This is a genomic window from Collinsella sp. AF38-3AC (assembly GCF_003474365.1).
Classification (GTDB): domain Bacteria; phylum Actinomycetota; class Coriobacteriia; order Coriobacteriales; family Coriobacteriaceae; genus Collinsella.
In genome coordinates this window covers 26,863-45,229 of the sequence record NZ_QROM01000004.1, presented here as the reverse complement: position 1 = coordinate 45,229, position 18,367 = coordinate 26,863, and the positions used below count along the sequence as shown (strand labels likewise).

The window sequence follows — 18,367 nt, the reverse complement described above, 5'->3', positions numbered from 1 at the left end:
CGGGGCCCGTGGGTTATACCCTAAGAGCAAACCACCCTTTTTAAGGGTGGTTCTGATTACCTGACATACACCACGTTGTCGCGGCGCGGCTTTGCCTCGGGGAGTGCGTCTTCGGCGTAGCCCAGAATGCAATTGCCTACACCGCGCAGACTTCCGTCGGCGGGCAGGCCCCACTTGGCAAGCAGTTCCAGTCCCTCGGGTGAGTCAAAGACCTCGTGCGCGCGGTGGATCCAACACGAATCGACGCCCAGCGCATAGGCTGCGTTGAGCAGGTTGCCCATGGCGAGCGAGCCGTCTTCCAGGTGCGTGGGTACGCTGCGGTCGACGAGCACCACCACAACGGTCTTGGCGCCGTAGAAGGGATCTCCCTCGCTGCCCATAACTTGGGCGTTGAGCTGCGAGAGACGCTCGACGGTTGCGGGGTCGGTGACGGCGACGAACGTGACCGGCTGGCGTCCCATGCCGCTCGGCGCGTACTGGCCGGCTTCGATAATGCGTGCGAGCTTCTCGGCCTCGACGGGGCGATCGCTGTAGCTACGGCAGCTGCGGCGGTGGATGAGCGCTTCGATGGTCTCCATGGGTCCTCCTGACGTTGGTTTCGATGCCTCGTTCTTACCCGCCGAACCAAAACCGTAATCGCGCAGTCGGCCCCAAACAATGCAAGCTACCAAGTGGAAAAGTTGGTTTGCATAAAACTTCAGCCAGAATGTGACAAACCGGTGGGATGGTTAAACGTTTTATCCCGTCTACCCTGCGTTTTTTTACCACTTGCCTAAATGATGCGCGCATAAGCTCTGATAAAGGTTTTACTAAAGGAGCACCAACGTTTATCAACGCGCCATGGTGGCGCCGGGCCAGGAGGTAACATCATGTTCCAGGCTGGAGATGTCGTCGAGACCGACTTCGAAGGATTTCTGAAGCTGCTGCGTTCCAAGACGCGCGCTTTTGTGTCGATTAACGATCACGAGTACTACATCACGCACACCGATGGCTATTGGCGTGTTCAGGATTGCGAGGCCCTCAACGATAAGGGCCACTTTACTGACTGCTCCGAGCTGGTCAACACGGTTTGCGAGGTCGTCGAACTGCCGTGGATCTGCGGCAAGAGCCTGCACGACAACTTCTCGGGCGCCACGGTCTACGAGGCCGTCGCTGCTTAACAGCCAACAATCGATATTCTCTCGCAACCGCCGGCGCCGCCCCCGCGCCGGCGGTCTTTTTTGTCGATATGCTTATGTGGAGCCGACCATAAGCAACGAGCATATTGACGATAGTCAAAACTCGGACTAATGTAGAGATATAAATTGGTCAAAACTCGGACAATCGAATGGTGGGAGAGATGAATAGTGCAGTTAGCCTGGTCGATTTCGACCGGATGCTCAACGGGCTTGACCGTATCTATTCGGAGTTCGCACGCACCTGCGGTCTTTCGGACTGCGCCTACTGGATGCTCGTCGACACGAGTGCAGCGGGCGGAAGCGTTGCCGTGAGTCGGCTGACGAGTGAATGGTTCTACAGCAAACAGACCATTAATTCAGCGATTAAGACGCTTAGGGCGCGAGGGCTTGCGACGTTGGAGTTTGCCGAGGGCAGTCGTAAGAACAAGGTTGTGCGACTGACCGAAGAAGGCGTGCAGTTTGCCAAGCGCTACGCGTTGCCGGCGCAAAAAGCCGAGCAACAGGCATTCGAGGCGCTCGAGCCGTGGGAACAGCGCGAGATCATGCGCTTGGTCGGTAAGTTCTCACACGTTCTGAACGAAGAGTGCGAGGCATTTAAACGGCAAGTGGCCGCCGAGAACGAGGCTGACGATAAGGGCGAGGGGGACACATGCGACTCTTAATGAGGTTTATGAGGCCGTACCGCGGTCTGATTGCGGTGACGCTGTTTGCGGTGCTGATAGATAACGTCGGTACGCTGTTGGTTCCCACGATGCTGGCGAACATGGTCAACACCGGTATTACCACGGGCGATGTCGACTATATTTTACGCAACGGCCTGTATATGCTTATCGCGACCGGCATGGCCAGCGGCGGCACGGTGTTGGGCTGCTATCTTTCGGCGCGCCTGGCCGCCAACGTGGCCTGCGATATCCGCAATGCCGTGTACGACAAATCGCTCGAGCTCGCGGCCAGCGATTTTGAGCGCTTTGGCACCGGATCGATGATCACGCGCTCGCTCAACGACATCAACGTGATTCAGCAGGCGATTCTGCAGACGATTCAGCTGGTGCTGCCCGTGCCGTTTTTGGCTGTGGCGGGCATCATCTTCGCCTGGTTTATCGATCCCGCCATGGGCACGCTTCTGGGCGTAGTCGTTGCGATTGTGCTGGTGGCGGCGGTCTTTACGGTTGCCAACGCGGCGCCGATCTTTATGCGCCTGCAGAGCTTTATCGACCGCATGAACGTGGTGCTGCGCGAAAACATCGTGGGCGTGCGCGTCATCCGCGCATTTAACAAGGAGCGCCATGAGGAGCAGCGCCTGGACGAGGTGTTTAGCGATTACGCGGACAATGCCATTAAGGTCAACCACCTGTTTGTGGGGCTCGACAGCTCCAGCTTCTTTTTGATGAACATCGCCGAGGTGGCGGTGCTGTGGGTGGGCGGCAACCGCGTGGGCGCCCATGCGATGCAAATCGGCAGCATCTCGGCCGTGCTGGAGTACGCGATCCTGATTCTGTTCTTTGTGATGATGGCGCAGATGGTGGTGCTGACGCTTCCGCGCGCCGCGGCGTGCCTCAACCGTGCGCAGCAGGTGTTGGAGATTGAGCCGAGTATCGTGGATGGCGAGCGTACGCTGGGTGACGGGGCGCCTGCCTCCGAGGACGATGCGGATGCAGTCGCCGTGTTCGATCACATGTCGTTTCGCTTTGACGACGCCGACGAGGACACTCTGTGCAATTTGAACTTTACTTGTCGACGCGGTCAGACGACCGCGATTGTGGGCTCGACGGGCTCGGGCAAGTCGACGGTGGCCAAGCTCCTACTGCGCTTCCACGATGCCACCAAGGGCGTCATTCGCCTGGACGGCGTCGATCTGCGCGAGCTTTCGCAAAGTGAGATTCGCGGGCGCATTGCCTATGTGCCGCAGAAGGCGTGGCTGTTCTCGGGCACCGTGGCAAGCAACCTGCGCTTTGGCAACGAAGACGCGACTGAGGCAGACATGCTTCATGCGCTCCAGGTTGCCCAGAGCACCTTTGTGCTCGATCAGCCGCAGGGGCTCGATACCCCGGTGGCGCAGGGCGGCACGAACTTTTCGGGCGGCCAGCGCCAACGTCTGGCCATCGCCCGTGCGCTCATGAAGCATGCCGATCTATATATCTTCGACGATAGTTTTTCGGCCCTGGACTTTAAGACTGATGCCGCCCTGCGCCATGCGTTGCAAGACGAGACGCGCGACGCTGCGGTGCTCATCATCGCGCAGCGCATCTCGACGATCTTGCATGCCAACCAGATCGTGGTGCTCAAGGACGGCGAGGTCGTGGGCCTAGGCACGCACGACGAGCTCATGGAGACCTGCGAGGTGTACCGCGCTATCGCGGAATCGCAGATGAAGGGAGGTGAGTAGCATGACCGAGGAGCTCAAGAAGCAGGGCGGCGTTGATGACGCCGCTGCCGCGGGATTGGTTGAGGAAACGGCTGCCGCGGTACCCGAGCTGGACGATGCCGCCAAGGCAGCGGCCGAGCGCGAGGCTCGTCGCCAAGCGCTGTACGAGGAAAACGAACGAGCCGAGGACGAGCGCGCCCGTGCCGAGGCAGAGCGTATGCGCGACGTGGACGACGAAGACGAGGACGAGACGCCTCGGGATACCTGGGCGACGGTGCGCCGTTTGTGGAACGAGGCTACCGGCGACCATTGGCGCTTCTATATCGTGTTCGTGAGCATCGTGTTCTACGTCATCTTTAACACCGCCGCGCCGGCATACAGCGCTCATGTCATCGACGAGCTGTGGGGCCAAATACAGGCGGCGTTTGCCAGCGGAACCACCTTTAGCATCACCTGGGACCAATGCGGTAAGACCATCTTTGTCTACTTTTTAATCTGGACGGCCGCCGGATCGTTCTATGCACTGCAGAGTTTTTTGATGTCGAGTGTTGCTGAGCGCCTCAACCTGCGCCTGCGCAACCGCATCGCGCAAAAGCTCAGCCGTCTGCCGCTCGCTTACTTTGATGCGCATCGCCCCGGTGAGGTAGTCAGCCGCGCGACCAACGACCTGGACAAGATGTCCGAGAGCATGCAGCGCGGATTGCTGCAGCTGCTGATGTCGATCGGCACCGTGACGGGCGCCATCATCATGATGTTCGTCTATAGCGTTAGGCTCACGTTGATCTTTTTGGGTTTTACGGCGGTATCGCTGCTGGTGACCAAGGTGGTCTCGCACCGCACGCATGACGTAACCGGTGAGCGCCAGGAATGGGTCTCCAAGATTACGAGCGCGGTTGAGGAGGGTTACTCGGGCCGTCTGGTGATTCGCGCGTTCAACCGCGAACGCCAGAGTTCTGCCGAGGTGCACGAAGCCTCGGGCGAGCTGGCGCGCGTGAGTGCCAAGGCCGACTTTATGATTAACGCCGTCGGCCCTGCGGTGCGCTTTATCGGCCGTTTGGCGCAGATCGTGATCGCGCTGGTGGGCTGCAGTATGCTGGTTGCCGGTCACATGACCGTCGGCGTGTTCCAGGCGTTCTTCCAGTTTATCTACGAGGCGTCCGAGCCCATGACGCAGTTGTCGTTTACCTTCAACTCGCTGCAGAGCGCGCTGGCGAGTGCAGAGCGCGTGTTCGACCTGCTCGATGAGCCCGAGATGGAGGCCGATCCGCTGCCGGACAAGGCCGCCAAGCTGCCGGGTCGCGTGGAGGGCCGCGTCTCCTTTGAGCATGTGCGCTTTGGTTATTCGCCCGACAAGCCGCTTATGTGCGACGTGTCGTTTACCGCCGAGCCGGGCCAGAAGATCGCCGTGGTGGGAACCACGGGCGCGGGCAAGACTACGCTCATCAACCTGCTCATGCGCTTTTACGAGATCGACGGTGGCCGCATTACGCTCGACGGCGTGGACACGAGCCGTATGGACCGCGGCGAGCTGCGCCAGCAGTTTGGCATGGTGCTGCAGGACGCCTGGCTATTTGATGGCACGATTGCGCAGAACATCGCCTACGGCTGTCCCGAGGCGACGCGCGACGAGATCGTGGCGGCTGCGCGCGCCGCGCAGGTCGACTTCTTTGTGCGTACCATGCCGCAGGGTTATGACACGCGGGTGGCCAACGATGCCGAGAGCATTAGTCAGGGCCAGCGCCAGCTGCTGACCATTGCACGCGTGCTGCTCAACAACCCGGCGATTCTCATCCTGGACGAGGCGACGTCGAGCGTGGACACGCGCACCGAGCTTGCCATCGGCCGCGCCATGGACGCGCTCATGCGCGGGCGCACCAGTTTTGTGATCGCGCATCGCCTGTCGACGATCGTGGATGCCGACCTGATTCTGGTTATGGATCACGGCAACATTATCGAGCAGGGCACACATAAGGAGCTGCTCGCAGCCGAGGGCGCTTACGCCGACCTCTATCTGAGTCAGTTCGCCTAATGTGGCAAAGGGACAGTTCCGCATGTCACATCGAAAAGAAGGCGCGCCGGGGATTGATTCCCTGGCGCGCCTTCTTGCGTTGATGCGGGTCTGTACCGTTCGCAGCCCTAGCGTTCGTCCACGAGCTTGGCGACGAGGGCCTTGAGCTCCGCTACCTCTCGCTCGAGCTCCTTGACGCGGCGAGCGTTTTCGGTGATGCCCTGGCGGTTGAGGGCACTCTGCTCGGCGGCATCGTCGGGCATGTATTCGCGGTGCTGCTTGGCGTCGAAGCTTTCCTCGAACACGCGGCAGCCGTTGCGTTTGATAATGCGCCCGGGCACGCCCACGACGGTGCAGTTGTCGGGGACGTCCTTAACGACGACCGAGTTGCCGCCGATTTTGACGTTGTTGCCGATGCGGATGTTGCCGAGCACCTTGGCACCGGTGCCAACGGTGACGTTATTGCCGAGCGTTGGGTGGCGTTTGCCGGTCTCGTTGCCGGTGCCGCCGAGCGTGACGCCCTGATAGAGCACGCAGTTGTCGCCCACGATGGTGGTCTCGCCGATGACGACGCCCATGGCATGGTCGATAAAGAAGTGCTTGCCAATCTGCGCGGCAGGGTGAATCTCGACGCCGGTGATATGGCGAGTGAGCTGCGAGAGCACACGGGCGAGCGAGCGATAACCATGTTCCCACAGCCAGTGCTCGGGCACGTGGTTCCACTTGGCGTGAAGACCGGGGTACGAAAGGAAAATGACCAGACCGTTTTGCGCGGCGGGGTCCTGCGCTTGAACGGTCTTGATGTCCTCGCGAATGGTATTGATAAAGCTCACTGGCCGCCCTCCCTTAGCGCCATGGCAATGCGATTCAATAAAGTATAGCGATTCGCTAGGGATTAGGAAGAGCGATCTTTCACGGCTTAGCGTGACAGGTGTCAGTTATGCATACTTGCTGGTAATGGAGTCATGCTTTTGTGGGGTTGCGCACGAGGAGGCGCCGCAACCGTATACTGGTCAACTTGGACGTATCCGCGCCCACAACTGAGAGGTTTTACTTCATGGGTTTCATCAATTTTATCGCCGAGCTGCTTAAGGATCCGCGCACCGCGATCGCCAGCTGGATCGCCGCCGGCCCGCTTATGGCCTACGGCTGCGTGTTCCTGATTATCTTTGTCGAGACGGGCGTGGTGTTCTTCCCGTTCCTTCCCGGCGACTCGCTGCTGTTCGCCTCGGGCTTCTTTGCCCACAACGGCGGCTTTAACATCGTGGCCCTGCTGGCCGTCGCATGGACGGCTGCTATCTTGGGCGATCAGTGCAACTTTATGATCGGTCATTTCTTTGGCCAAAAGATCATCGCCTCGGGCAAGGTCAAGGCCATGACGCCCGAGCGTATCAAAAAGTCTGAGGACTTCCTGGACAAGTGGGGCCACCTGGCCATCTTCCTGGGTCGCTTCTTCCCGTTTATCCGCACCTTTGTGCCCTTCATCGCCGGTATGGGCGGCATGCACTGGCGCAACTTTGTCATCTTTAACGTGCTGGGCGGCATTACCTGGTCGACGGTCTTTACGCTGCTGGGTTACTTCTTTGGCGGCATTCCCTTTGTGCAGGAGCACTTTGAGCTGCTAATCGTTGGTATCGTTGCCGTGTCGATCATCCCGACTGTGGCCGGTCTGGTTAAGGCTAAGCTGGGCAAAAAGAACACGTAGCTCGAGCCAGCGCGCAAACCGTGCCGTTGAGGCCCGTCACCGTTTACGGTGGCGGGCCCTTTGCTTCGGTCAAATGAAAATACTTTAGTTAGTTAAAGAAAAACGTTTTATCCAACGCATGCGGGGAGTACAATCTCGTGCATGCGAACCGACGTGCCATCGGCTTTGATGCTGTTCGCGTGTCCCGTCCGGCTCTACGCTCCGGGCGTGCGACGTTGCGACGCGGTCGGCCTCGGTCCTTGCGTGCGGGTTCGCGAGTATGCAACTGTGTATGTAAGGAGCGACATATGGCTGTCGAGAAGAAGGATATCGATTGGGGTAGCCTTGGCTTTGGCTACATGAAGACCGATTACAGCTACGAGGCTCATTGGAAGGATGGCGAGTGGGACGAGGGTGGCCTGACCACCGACCACACCCTGCATGTCTCCGAGTGCGGCGGCATCTTCCATTACTGCCAGGAGGTCTTTGAGGGCCTGAAGGCCTATACCGCCGAGGACGGCAGCATCGTCTGCTTCCGTCCCGACATGAACGCCGAGCGTATGTATAACTCTGCCCAGCGCCTCGAGATGCCCCCGTTCCCCAAGGACAAGTTTGTTGAGGCCGTCAAGCAGGTCGTTTCTGCCAACGCCGCCTGGGTTCCGCCTTTCGGCTCCGGTGCAACCCTGTACGTGCGTCCATTTATGATCGGCTCCGGTGACGTGATCGGCGTGGCTCCCGCTCCTGAGTACACGTTCCGTATTCTCGTGACCCCGGTCGGTCCGTACTTTAAGGGTGGCCTTAAGCCCGTCAAGCTGCGCGTTTCCGAGTACGACCGCGCCGCACCGCACGGCACCGGCAACATCAAGGCCGGCCTTAACTATGCCATGTCCCTCAAGCCCACGATGGAGGCCCATCGCGGGGGCTATGCCGAGAACCTGTATCTCGACTCCGAGTCCCGCACCTATGTCGAGGAGACCGGCGGCGCGAACGTCCTGTTCGTGAAGGAGGACGGCACCCTCGTCGTTCCGCAGTCGCACACCGACTCCATCCTGCCCTCCATCACCCGTCGCTCGCTCGTTCAGGTTGCCGAGGATCTGGGCATGACCGTCGACCAGCGTCCCGTCGAGTGGGCCGAGGTCAAGGCCGGCACCTTCGTTGAGTGCGGTCTGTGCGGCACCGCTGCCGTCATCTCTCCGGTCGGCGAGATCGACAACAAGGTTTACGGCGCCGACGAGACCGTGACCTTCCCGGCTGGCTACACCGAGATCGGCCCTGTGATGAAGAAGCTCCGCGAGACCCTGACGGGCATCCAGTCTGGTGCTGTTGAGGATAAGCACGACTGGGTTTACACCGTCGCGTAATTATCCTTTCCTGTTCGGGCGGAGAGCAAGTTCCCTCCCGGCGCGTCCTCGGACATGCAAGAAGCCCTCGCTGCGCACTTCGTGCGGCGAGGGCTTCTTGCGTTCTGCGGAGTGCGCCGGGAGGGAACTTGCTCTCCGCTCTGCGGGAACGACGTTGTCGCAACAGGCAACAATTAATCTGAATAAAGATGGCGTCCGGCCTTTTGGCCGCGCGTTGTGCGTGGATACGAAAAGGGCCCAAGGTTTGTGCCTTGGGTCCCAAAGGGTTGATGAACTGGCTTAAGACTCTGCCTTGTTGTTTAGAACTTGACGGTCGGGGTCTGGCGGGCGGCCTCAGCTGCCTCGAAGCCCTGGCGCTCCTTAAACTGGAAGATGCCGGCAAAGATGACAGCCGGGAACGTCTGAATGGCGTTGTTGTAGCTGAGCACGCAGTCGTTGTAGCTCTGGCGTGCATAGCTAATCTTGTTCTCGGTATCCTCGAGCGACGCCTGCAGCTGCGTAAAGTTGGTGTTTGCCTTAAGGTCGGGATAGGCCTCGGCTACGGCGAAGAGCTGGCGCAGCGCACCGGTCAGCACGTTGTCGGCTTCCATCTTGGCCTCGGGCGTGGTGGCCTTGACGGCGGTGTTACGCGCGCTGATCACGGCGGAGAGCGTCTCCTGCTCGTGCTTGGCGTAGCCCTTGACGGTCTCGACTAGGTTGGGGATCAGGTCGTTGCGGCGCTGCAGCTGCGTATCGATGTTCTGCCATGCGTTATCGATGCGGTTGCGCTTGGTGACCATGTTGTTGTAGATGCCGGCGATGGCGCAGACAATCACAATAACAACAACGATGCCGATGATGACGGGAAGCATGATGTCTCCGTTTCGAATGGCCGCGGCGGCATGCGCCAGCTGCCGTTGGTATAACGCTACTAGTATACCCGCAACGTTTTGTCGTGCCGAACTTTCCGGTAAGCGTTATGTTTTCGGCGGGGTTGGCACCGGGGCAAAGCGCGCGAGGTACAGGTGTAAGATATGCGACAGATTGACGAGTGTTGTCTTTACCCTGAGGATGGCGATACCAGTGGACCTTCGCATTAAGAAAACCTACCGCGCCCTGTTCGATGCCTTCACCGAGCTTCTCGAGGAGCATCGATTTGAGGACCTGACGGTTGCCATGCTGTGCGACCGCGCCATGATTCGCCGCACGACGTTCTACAAGCACTTTCGCGACAAGAACGATTACTTTGCCTTTTATATCGATGAGCTTATGTCGGGTTTGCCGCAAAAGCGGGCTGGCGAGGGCGGCACGGTGTCGGCCGACGACGTGCGCGTGCTTCGCCACGAGGTGTTCACCGACGCCATGGACCTGATTCTGGCCCATGAGCAGCTCATGGACAACATTTTGGCGAGCAGCATGTCGGGCATGCTGACCAGCATGATTTGCGATCGCATTGCCCGCTCTATCCGCGAGCGTGTGATGAGTGCGCTAGACGAGGACGCGCTTGCGCCCGTGCCGCTCGACACGACGGCTGAGTTTGTCGCCGGCGGCATTATTCGGCTCTTTACTATGTGGTGGGAATCGGGTCACGATCTGGAGCGTCGCTCCGAGATGGCTGACGTTGTCGATGCGCTGTTCGAGCGGACCATGACGCCGGTGCATCGCTAAAAGTGGCGGAGAGAGGGGGATTCGAACCCCCGGAACGCTCTCGCGCTCAACGGTTTTCAAGACCGCCGCATTCAACCGCTCTGCCATCTCTCCGTGAGTCGTAATGATAGCATCGTTTTGAATCTGCAACAGGGAAGGCGAACGATGACGATCACCGAAATCGACGAGAAGTTCATGCGCGAGGCGCTGGCGGAGGCTCGCGCCGCCGCTGCGGTGGGCGAGGTGCCCATCGGAGCCGTAGTGGTGCGCGCGGGCGAGATCGTCGCGAGGGCGCATAATCGTCGCGAGCTCGACCAGGACCCTTCGGCGCATGCAGAGTTCGCGGCCCTGTGCGCTGCCGCTCAGTCGCTCGGTCGCTGGCGCCTTTCCGATTGCACGGTCTACGTGACGCTCGAGCCTTGCTGCATGTGTGCGGGGCTTATGGTCAACGCGCGCGTGGGGCGCTGCGTGTATGGCGCGGCTGATGCCAAGGCGGGCGCCTTGGGCTCGTTGTATGACCTGAATGCCGATTCGCGCCTGAACCATCGGTTTAACGTGACGGCCGGCGTGCTGGCAGACGAGTGTCGTGAGGTGTTGAGCAGCTATTTTAGTGGGCTGCGTGGCACCGATGGTGCTGGCTGCGGTTGTGGGGCCGATCTTGAGGCGCATGCCGCTCATGCCGAGGCACTCGCGTGTGCCGAAGATATTGCCGTTGAGGCGGTCGATTTTGGTGTCGCATGCCGCCGGCCCCGCCGTGTGCTGCTGGCGATTGATTCCTTTAAGGGTAGCGTGTCGAGTGCGCAGGCAGAGGAGGCCGTTGCCGAAGGCATGCGCCGCGTTTGGCCCGATGCCGAGGTGTGCACATTGCTGCTGGCAGATGGTGGCGAGGGAACGCTCGATGCTATCGCCGCATGCGGTGGTGAGCTCTCGGCCTGCGAGGTGGCAGGTCCCTTGGGCGAACGCGTGTCTGCCCGGATGCTGGTGGACGGCGAGCGCGAGTCGGCTATTATTGAGATGGCCGAGGCGGCGGGTATTGGGTATTCGCCCTGTACGGAGTCGGCGGCGTTGGCGGCTTCGACCTATGGCGTGGGCGAGCTCATGCTTCGCGCAGTCCGTGCTGGGGCAAAGACTATCTATATTGGTCTGGGCGGCAGTGCTACCAACGACGGTGGGGCCGGCATGCTGCAGGCGCTGGGCGCGCGTGTGGTCGATGACCAGGGCTGCGATGTCGCCCCCGGTCTTGCCGGCCTTGAGCGGGTGGCGAGCGTTGATTTGGCGCCAGCGCTGCAGGCTTTGGATGGCGCTCGTATCGTTGTGCTTTCGGATGTCGAGAATCCGCTCGTAGGGCGTCGGGGCGCGCTTGCGGTGTTTGGCGGGCAGAAAGGCTTGCCGACGGGTGACGCCGAGGCGCTGAGCAGGTGCGACAGCTGGATGGTCGGCTACGGTCGTCTGCTCGATACGGCAATTGTCGAGGCTCGAGCCCAGGGGTTGTTGCGCGCACCCGAGGGCGCACGGACATTTGGCTCGGTGCTTGGCGTGCCCGGCGCAGGTGCCGCCGGCGGCCTGGGTGCCGCGCTGCTGGCGCTCGGTGCGGAGCTACGCTCGGGCGTGGAGACGGTGCTCGATCTCGTGGGGTTTGACGAGCGTGTACGCGATGTCGACCTGGTCATAACGGGCGAGGGCAATATGGACGAGCAGTCCGCCGCCGGTAAGGCGCCGGTGGGCGTGGCCCGCCGTGCCAAGCGCTATGGCAAGCCGGTTGTTGCCGTCGTGGGCGGTCGTGCCGACAACCTGGATGCGGTGTACGAGCAGGGTATCGACCTTGTCCTGCCGATCTGTCGCAAGCCCATGGACCTGGAGCGGGCACTCGATCCGCAAGAAGCCGCAACCAACCTCATCTGCGCCGGCGAGTCTGCCGCGCGAGCCTACGACCTCGGCCGCCTCTAGAAAAGTAGTCATTTTGGGACGGGGCTTTTTTGACTACCCATCAGTCAAAAAGTAGTCAAAAAAGCTCCGTCCCAAATTAGCTGTCTTGCCCCATCGGGCGGGAGCGGGTAAGATATACCGAGCGCCTAGCGCGTTCGATGGGTTCGGATGACGACATGTTCCGAATCTGGTCAGGTCCGGAAGGAAGCAGCCATAAGGAGCCTCTGTCGGGCATCCGGATCCATCGAGCGCACGGGCTTTCTTTTTGCGCGGTTTTACCAAACCGCGCAATGCTCGACGCTGCGCGCCATCCAGGGCGACAATTTGTCATTCAAAAGGCAAGGCATGACCAGAAGGTCTATGCCTTGCCTTTTTCATGCCAACTTGTTCGCCCTGGATGGCGCTCGCTGACTGCGCCAAGACATCAATGGCTACGTGGTTCAAGAGACGGCGGCGTTGCCATCTGTTTTTACAAGTAAAGAGGCCCGTTTCCCTGGTTTTGGTTGGGGAAACGGGCCTCTTTGTCTATGGGCTTGTAGATTGGTGGGAGCGATATGCTCTGGCAGCTACTTTGAGTTCTTGATGCGACGTACACCCGCGGTGGCTATTCCGAACCCTGCGGCGGCGATTCCTGCGAGTGTGATTGCGCTCGGCGCTGCGTCGCCCGTGTTCGCGAGCTTGCCGTCGGTCGTATCTGCTTGCTTGGTGGAGCTCGATGGAGCGTATTTGCCGGTCGCGGGCGAGCTGGCGGGCTGTGCCGTTTCGGCCGGCTGCGCTGAGCTGGAGGGTTTTGTCGTCTCGGCGGGTTTCGTTATCTCGGGCGAGGTGGCCTTGTCTGCCGCGGCCTTTGCCTCTTCGTATGCCTTGCAGGCGTCGTCATAGGCCGCTTGCGCCTTTTCCAAATCGCCGAGGAGTGCATTTCGCTTGGCTATGTCCTCGTCGATGTGGGCTTTAGCTTCCTCTGCCTCACTTTCGAAATACTGAACCTGTTTTTCCTGGCTTTCGAGCCGGCGTTGGTAGCGGTGAAGATCATCTTCACAAGATTCTTCTCGCCTTTCTGCCGCCATGATCTCACTGCGCAACTGCTTAATATGCTCCTTAATAGCTGTGCTGGGCGCCTCGTCGCCGAGCTCCTTGAGTACCTTATCTAATTCTGCCTGAAGGCCGCTTGTCCGGTTGTGGGCCTCATCGTATTTGGCTTGGGCTGCATCGACGTTCGCTTGCATGGCGGGAAGGGGTTCCCTCCGTTTGGCGGCTTCCGTCACCACCATGTCGTGGATCTCTTGAAAACTGGCAATGTCATCATCGATTTCCGCAAGTTTCTCGGGACTTGCGGCGTCTTTTGCGGCTTCGAGGTTTTTGAGCGCTTCCTGCATGGCTGCATACGCTTTTTCTTTTGCGGCGTCCGCGTCTTCTGTCTGCGGGGCGCCCGAATTGCCGTTGGCGGCGCTCGTCTGCGAAACGGCCGCACCGGTGGGGGAACTGGTTTCTGCCGCGATCGCCGTTGCGGGGGCGATTCCCGCGACAAGTGCCGCGGAAAGGGCGATGCCCACAGTTGCTCGTCTTGCTCTTCTTGCGAGAATGTCGTTCATCTCGGCACCTCATTTCCAGAGTCGGCGACTAACTTGGTAGCACTAATGTAAGTATACCAAGCTAGTTGACCCGACACTGGCTGGGTGTGCGCGTATACCCCTCTGAAAACCGAATCCCATTAGAAATGACGAGTTGTTTACGCTTCTTTTGGGCTCACCGTACTATCATGGTTCGAATTGAGTGTGAATGATGATGGGGAGCGCCTTTTTATGATTGAGCTGCTCAGGCGTTTTGGTGGAAAGTTTCGCCGCTATATGGTGATCGGCCCTGCGTGCAAGTTGATTGAAGTGATCTTTGACCTGCTTACGCCGCTGGTGATTGCCCAGATGATCGATAAGGGCATTGGCTCGCACGACGTGGACGCCGTCGTCCACTACGGCATGGTGCTTGCCGCCATGGCCGTGATCGGCATCTCGTTTACGCTCGTCTGCCAAAAGATGGCGGCGCTCACCTCGCAGGGCATGGGCACCGACATTCGCGGTGCGCTCTACCAGCACATCAACAAACTGAGCTATGCCGAACTCGACCGCTTGGGCACGCCGTCGCTTATCACCCGCATCACCAACGACGTCAACCAGGTGCAGCTCGCTGTGGCTCTGGGCGTACGCATGCTCATCCGCTGGCCCTTCTTGGCGGTGGGATCCATGGTTGCGGCCCTTGCCATCGACCTTAAGCTGGGCGTGATTTTCTTGATTTGCACGCCCGCCATCGGCCTGGTGTTTTGGTTTGTCATGGCGCGTTGCATCCCGTACTACAAGCAGCTGCAGGCAAAGCTCGACCGCATCGCGCTCATTTGCCGCGAGGGGCTTTCGGGCGCCCGCGTGGTCCGCGCCTTCGTGCGCGAGGATCATGAGCGCAAGCGTTTTGCCCAGGCGGCCGATGACCAGGCCAATACTGCCATCGCGGTGGGCAAACTCTCCTCAATTCTCAACCCTGTCACGTTTCTCGTGATGAACCTAGGCGTGTGCGCCATCCTGTGGGTGGGCGGCATCCAGGTCAACGTGGGCGAGCTCACGCAGGGTCAGGTTATGGCGTTTGTAAACTACATGACGCAGACCCTCACCTCCATCGTGTACGTTGCCAACCTGGTCGTGGTCTTTACCAAGGCGAGCGCCAGTGCGTCGCGTATCAACGAGGTGCTCAATTGCGTGCCGAGCGTTACCGACGAGGACAACGAGCCGGTCGCACTGCCCAAGCCGGGCGCGACGGGCAATGCCGCCCCGGCCCCCGCGCTGAGCTTTGACCATGCGAGTTTTTCGTTTGGCGCGGGCGCGGCAAATGCCGTCGACGATGTGACCCTGGAGCTGCCGCTGAGCAAGACGCTCGGAATCATCGGCGGCACGGGCAGCGGCAAGTCCACGCTCGTCTCGCTTATTCCGCGCCTGTATGATGCGGGCACCGGCAGTGTGAGCGTGATGGGTACCGACGTGCGCATTTGGCCACTCGATCAGCTGCGCCATGTGGTTGCGACCGTACCGCAGCGCGCGTCGCTGGTGAGCGGCACCATCCGCAGCAACCTGACCTGGCGCGACGAGGCGGCAACCGACGAGGAGCTCTGGGCGGCGCTCGATATGGCGCAGGCCAGCGAGTTCGTGCGCAACAAGCCACAGGGGCTCGATGCCCCGGTCGAGGCGGGCGGCAAGAACTTCAGCGGCGGTCAGCGCCAGCGCCTGACCATTGCGCGTGCTCTGGTGGGCTCGCCGCAGATCCTGATTATGGACGACTCCGCCTCGGCGCTCGACTTTAAGACCGACGCGGCGCTTCGCCATGCCATCCGCGAGCGCAGCGTGCGCGGTGCCGCCGAGGGCGGGCTGCTGCTGACGACCGTCATCGTGAGTCAGCGCGTCTCGACCGTGCGCGACGCCGACATGATCTGCGTACTCGATCACGGCTCGGTTGCGGGCCTGGGCACACATGACGAGCTGTATGCAAGCTGCCAGCTCTACCGCGAGATTTGCCAGTCGCAGCTGCGCCGCAAGGAGCTCGAGGGCCAGCAGGGGAGCGCGGCGTCCGCGTCCGCCCCGACTGCCCCCGCATCCGTCTGCACAAAGGAGGGCTGTTAGATGAATCCGTATACTTCCTCCGGTTCGGTCGCCACGATGACGGCCAACGTGTCCGGCAACGATAACCTCAACGACCTGGGCGACGGTCCGCGCCAGCCCGGCGATCCCGAGCGCTATCCCGTGGGTGCGGTGACTCGCCGCCTGTTGGGCTACGTCCGTCCGCATCGCATTTCGTTTGCGGCGTCGTTTGTGAGCGCCGCCATCTCCGTTATCTTGCAGCTCTACACACCTATTCTCATTGGCGAGGGCATCGACCTGATTGTTGCCGCGGGCCAGGTGGATTTCGACGCACTGCTGCCGCTCGTCACCAAACTCTCGCTCGTCGTGGTGGGAGCCGCGGCCTTCCAGTGGCTGCAGGGCTACTGCGTTAACCGCCTATCCTACGAGACGGTGCGTGACATGCGCGTGGAGGCGAGTGATAAGCTCAGCCGCATGCCGCTCGGCTTTATCGACAGCCATGCCCACGGCGACCTCATGAGCCGCGTGGTCAACGATGTCGATCAGGTGGGCGACGGTCTGCTGCAGGGCTTCACGCAGCTCTTTACCGGCGTTATTACCATCGTGGGCACGCTCGCGTTTATGTTCTCCATCAATCTGACCATGACGCTCGTGGTGGTGCTCGTCACGCCGCTTTCCATCTTTGCCGCCGGCGCCATCGCCAAGCTCTCCAACAAAAGCTTTACGGCTCAACAGCGCATTCAGGGTCAGCTTGGCGGCCATATCGAGGAATACGTGGGCGAGCAGAAGCTTGTCGACGCCTTTGCCTACGGCCCGCGCGCTCAGCGGCGCTTCGATGCCCTCAATGCCGAGCTCTACACCGCGGGCGAGCGCGCGCAGTTTATGGGTTCGCTCTCCAACCCCGGCACGCGCTTTATCAACAACATCATCTATGCCGTGGTCGCTGTGATCGGCTGCGTGGGCGTGATCACGGGCGTGCCCGCGGCGCTCACGGTGGGCGGCGTGCAAATCTTCCTGTCCTATGCTAACCAGTACACCAAGCCGTTCAACGAGGTCACCAACGTCATTACGCAGATCCAGACGGCGTATGCCTCGGCGCGCCGCATGTTCGCGCTGCTCGATGCGCGCGAGCAGGAGCCCGATGCGGCGGATGCCGTGGAACTTGCTGCCCCGCAGGGTGAGGTGACTTTTGAGCATGTGGACTTTAGCTACGTGCCCGACCGCAAGCTGCTGCAGGACATTTGCATCGAGGCCAAACCCGGCATGCGCTTTGCCCTGGTCGGCCCCACAGGCTGCGGCAAGACGACGCTCATCAACCTGCTGCTGCGGTTTTACGATATCGATGCCGGACGCATCATGGTCGATGGCCAGTCTTCGCGTGACTACACGCGCGCAAGCCTGCGCCGCGCCTTTGGTATGGTGCTGCAGGACACCTGGCTGTTCGAGGGCACGGTGGCGGATAACATCGCGTACGGTTGTCCCGACGCCACGCGCGAGCAGGTCATCGAAGCCGCCAAGCGTGCGCATGCGCACAAGTTTATCGTGCAGCTGCCCGACGGCTACGATACGGTGATCGGCGAGGACGGCGGCACATTTAGCCAGGGCCAAAAGCAGCTGCTGTGCATCGCGCGCGTCATGCTCACCGACCCGGCGATCTTGCTGCTGGACGAGGCGACCTCGAGCATCGATACGCGCACCGAGCTGCAGGTGCAGGCGGCATTCGACGAGCTCATGGCTGGCCGTACAAGCTTTGTGGTGGCGCACCGCCTGTCGACGATCCGCAACGCTGACTGCATTCTGGTCATGCGCGACGGCCAGATTATCGAGCGTGGCACACACGACGAGCTGATAGCGGCAGGCGGCTTCTATGCCGAGCTCTACCGCAGCCAATTCGCCCAGTAGGGAATACCGATTAGCGGCAGATGGTTTACATCTGCGCCGTTAGTACTAAGATATGCTTCTAACAAATTGCATTAATGGCTCGAGTTTCGGGGGAAACGAGGCAACGTGACTACGACGTGCTCTTTGGTGGTTAACAGCAAGAGCGGTAATACCAGGATGGTTTCGGGTGCGATCAAGCGCACTCTGCAGGCTGCGGGCGTTGAGTTTGTCCACGCTGCGGCGTTGAGCGACGATGCGGACGCAGATCAGGTTGAGCTCGAGGCGCAGGGCGCCTGCGCGGCCGACACGGTGCTCGTCGGTTTTTGGTGTGACAAGGGCGCGTGCACGCCTTCGGTCGCGGCGTTGCTCTCCGCCTTGCACGGTAAGCGCGTCTTCCTGTTTGGCACCTGCGGCTTTGGGGCCGACCAGAGCTATTACCAGCAGATTATTGATCGCGTAACTTCCAATTTGGCTGGGGATGCCGAGCTTGCGGGCTGGGCGATGTGCCAGGGCAAGATGGGCCCCGCGGTCAAGCAGCGCTACGAGGCCATGCTCGAGCAAGATCCCGATAACGTCCGATTTAAGATGCTGCTCGACAACTGGGTTGCCGCGAAGGACCATCCCACCAAGGAAGACCTGGACAACATGGCTGCAGCCGCCAAGAAGGCCGTGCTGGGAGAGTAGCTTCGCCGTTCGCGGTCCTTCGTGCAAAACAATACAAATG

Annotated in this window: 15 protein-coding genes, 1 tRNA gene and 1 other RNA gene; 12 read left to right on the top strand and 5 right to left on the bottom strand. The window is 60.5% G+C overall.

Annotated features, from left to right (window positions below):
* Nucleotides 1–56 precede the first annotated feature (56 nt).
* A complete protein-coding gene (locus DW029_RS03885; protein ID WP_118345341.1) occupies nucleotides 57–578 on the bottom strand; it encodes a nitroreductase family protein in 522 nt (173 codons plus the stop codon).
* Nucleotides 579–869: 291 nt separating this feature from the next.
* Between DW029_RS03885 and DW029_RS03880 the strand changes: the two genes are divergently transcribed.
* The 4 genes from DW029_RS03880 (at nucleotide 870) to DW029_RS03865 (ending at nucleotide 5,572) form a co-directional block, all read left to right on the top strand.
* On the top strand, nucleotides 870–1,160 hold the full coding sequence (locus DW029_RS03880) for a CDP-alcohol phosphatidyltransferase (protein WP_199582519.1): 291 nt from the start codon (nucleotides 870–872) through the stop codon (nucleotides 1,158–1,160).
* A gap of 179 nt (nucleotides 1,161–1,339) precedes the next feature.
* On the top strand, nucleotides 1,340–1,840 hold the full coding sequence (locus DW029_RS03875) for a MarR family winged helix-turn-helix transcriptional regulator (RefSeq protein ID WP_118345339.1): 501 nt from the start codon (nucleotides 1,340–1,342) through the stop codon (nucleotides 1,838–1,840).
* Nucleotides 1,840–3,564 carry an ABC transporter ATP-binding protein gene (locus tag DW029_RS03870; protein ID WP_118345338.1) on the top strand — a complete coding sequence of 575 codons (1,725 nt, stop codon included), beginning with the start codon at nucleotides 1,840–1,842 and terminating at the stop codon, nucleotides 3,562–3,564. The genes DW029_RS03875 and DW029_RS03870 overlap by 1 nt, the downstream gene beginning before the upstream one ends.
* Before the next feature lies 1 nt (nucleotide 3,565).
* Nucleotides 3,566–5,572, top strand: coding sequence for an ABC transporter ATP-binding protein (locus DW029_RS03865; protein WP_199582513.1), 2,007 nt, complete (start codon nucleotides 3,566–3,568; stop codon nucleotides 5,570–5,572).
* A gap of 107 nt (nucleotides 5,573–5,679) precedes the next feature.
* Here DW029_RS03865 and cysE read toward each other — a convergent pair whose 3' ends face one another.
* Nucleotides 5,680–6,384 carry a serine O-acetyltransferase gene (gene cysE / locus DW029_RS03860; RefSeq protein ID WP_118099202.1) on the bottom strand — a complete coding sequence of 235 codons (705 nt, stop codon included), beginning with the start codon at nucleotides 6,382–6,384 and terminating at the stop codon, nucleotides 5,680–5,682.
* Nucleotides 6,385–6,608: 224 nt separating this feature from the next.
* On the opposite strand from cysE, the gene DW029_RS03855 reads away from it, so the two are divergent.
* Both DW029_RS03855 and DW029_RS03850 read left to right on the top strand, forming a co-directional pair.
* The gene (locus tag DW029_RS03855) at nucleotides 6,609–7,256 is read left to right on the top strand and encodes a DedA family protein (protein WP_118345337.1); all 648 of its coding nucleotides are present in this window, start codon (nucleotides 6,609–6,611) and stop codon (nucleotides 7,254–7,256) included.
* A gap of 287 nt (nucleotides 7,257–7,543) precedes the next feature.
* Entirely contained in the window at nucleotides 7,544–8,596 is a 1,053-nt protein-coding gene (locus DW029_RS03850) for a branched-chain amino acid aminotransferase (RefSeq protein ID WP_117734869.1), read from the top strand.
* A gap of 299 nt (nucleotides 8,597–8,895) precedes the next feature.
* On the opposite strand, the gene DW029_RS03845 is transcribed toward DW029_RS03850, so the two are convergent.
* On the bottom strand, nucleotides 8,896–9,447 hold the full coding sequence (locus DW029_RS03845) for a LemA family protein (protein WP_199406608.1): 552 nt from the start codon (nucleotides 9,445–9,447) through the stop codon (nucleotides 8,896–8,898).
* Nucleotides 9,448–9,658: 211 nt separating this feature from the next.
* On the opposite strand from DW029_RS03845, the gene DW029_RS03840 reads away from it, so the two are divergent.
* Nucleotides 9,659–10,243 (top strand): TetR/AcrR family transcriptional regulator, encoded by a 585-nt coding sequence (locus DW029_RS03840; protein WP_117734871.1) that lies wholly within the window; start codon nucleotides 9,659–9,661, stop codon nucleotides 10,241–10,243.
* Nucleotides 10,244–10,246: 3 nt separating this feature from the next.
* On the opposite strand, the gene DW029_RS03835 is transcribed toward DW029_RS03840, so the two are convergent.
* Nucleotides 10,247–10,336: transfer RNA gene (locus DW029_RS03835), tRNA-Ser, on the bottom strand.
* Between the two features lie 51 nt (nucleotides 10,337–10,387).
* Here DW029_RS03835 and tadA point away from each other — a divergent pair.
* Both tadA and ffs read left to right on the top strand, forming a co-directional pair.
* Entirely contained in the window at nucleotides 10,388–12,169 is a 1,782-nt protein-coding gene (gene tadA, locus DW029_RS03830) for a tRNA adenosine(34) deaminase TadA (RefSeq protein ID WP_117743442.1), read from the top strand.
* A gap of 134 nt (nucleotides 12,170–12,303) precedes the next feature.
* Nucleotides 12,304–12,399, top strand: an RNA gene (gene ffs / locus DW029_RS03825) — signal recognition particle sRNA small type.
* A gap of 315 nt (nucleotides 12,400–12,714) precedes the next feature.
* Here ffs and DW029_RS03820 read toward each other — a convergent pair.
* On the bottom strand, nucleotides 12,715–13,740 hold the full coding sequence (locus DW029_RS03820) for an LPXTG cell wall anchor domain-containing protein (RefSeq protein ID WP_118345336.1): 1,026 nt from the start codon (nucleotides 13,738–13,740) through the stop codon (nucleotides 12,715–12,717).
* A 210-nt stretch (nucleotides 13,741–13,950) separates the two neighbouring features.
* Between DW029_RS03820 and DW029_RS03815 the strand changes: the two genes are divergently transcribed.
* The 3 genes from DW029_RS03815 (at nucleotide 13,951) to bilS (ending at nucleotide 18,327) form a co-directional block, all read left to right on the top strand.
* On the top strand, nucleotides 13,951–15,804 hold the full coding sequence (locus DW029_RS03815; RefSeq protein ID WP_118345335.1) for an ABC transporter ATP-binding protein: 1,854 nt from the start codon (nucleotides 13,951–13,953) through the stop codon (nucleotides 15,802–15,804).
* Nucleotides 15,805–17,664, top strand: a complete 1,860-nt coding sequence (locus DW029_RS03810) for an ABC transporter ATP-binding protein (RefSeq protein ID WP_118345334.1) — start codon at nucleotides 15,805–15,807, stop codon at nucleotides 17,662–17,664.
* 105 nt (nucleotides 17,665–17,769) lie between these two features.
* Nucleotides 17,770–18,327, top strand: a complete 558-nt coding sequence (gene bilS / locus DW029_RS03805; RefSeq protein ID WP_233505103.1) for a flavodoxin family protein BilS — start codon at nucleotides 17,770–17,772, stop codon at nucleotides 18,325–18,327.
* Nucleotides 18,328–18,367: the final 40 nt, after the last annotated feature.

Coding starts and splice junctions, on each gene's coding strand:
- DW029_RS03885 (WP_118345341.1), bottom strand. CDS start 578: ATGGAGACCATCGAAGCGCTCATCCACCGCCGCAGCTGCCGTAGCTAC.
- DW029_RS03880 (WP_199582519.1), top strand. CDS start 870: ATGTTCCAGGCTGGAGATGTCGTCGAGACCGACTTCGAAGGATTTCTG.
- DW029_RS03875 (WP_118345339.1), top strand. CDS start 1,340: ATGAATAGTGCAGTTAGCCTGGTCGATTTCGACCGGATGCTCAACGGG.
- DW029_RS03870 (WP_118345338.1), top strand. CDS start 1,840: ATGAGGTTTATGAGGCCGTACCGCGGTCTGATTGCGGTGACGCTGTTT.
- DW029_RS03865 (WP_199582513.1), top strand. CDS start 3,566: ATGACCGAGGAGCTCAAGAAGCAGGGCGGCGTTGATGACGCCGCTGCC.
- DW029_RS03855 (WP_118345337.1), top strand. CDS start 6,609: ATGGGTTTCATCAATTTTATCGCCGAGCTGCTTAAGGATCCGCGCACC.
- DW029_RS03850 (WP_117734869.1), top strand. CDS start 7,544: ATGGCTGTCGAGAAGAAGGATATCGATTGGGGTAGCCTTGGCTTTGGC.
- DW029_RS03845 (WP_199406608.1), bottom strand. CDS start 9,447: ATGCTTCCCGTCATCATCGGCATCGTTGTTGTTATTGTGATTGTCTGC.
- tadA (WP_117743442.1), top strand. CDS start 10,388: ATGACGATCACCGAAATCGACGAGAAGTTCATGCGCGAGGCGCTGGCG.
- DW029_RS03820 (WP_118345336.1), bottom strand. CDS start 13,740: ATGAACGACATTCTCGCAAGAAGAGCAAGACGAGCAACTGTGGGCATC.
- DW029_RS03815 (WP_118345335.1), top strand. CDS start 13,951: ATGATTGAGCTGCTCAGGCGTTTTGGTGGAAAGTTTCGCCGCTATATG.
- DW029_RS03810 (WP_118345334.1), top strand. CDS start 15,805: ATGAATCCGTATACTTCCTCCGGTTCGGTCGCCACGATGACGGCCAAC.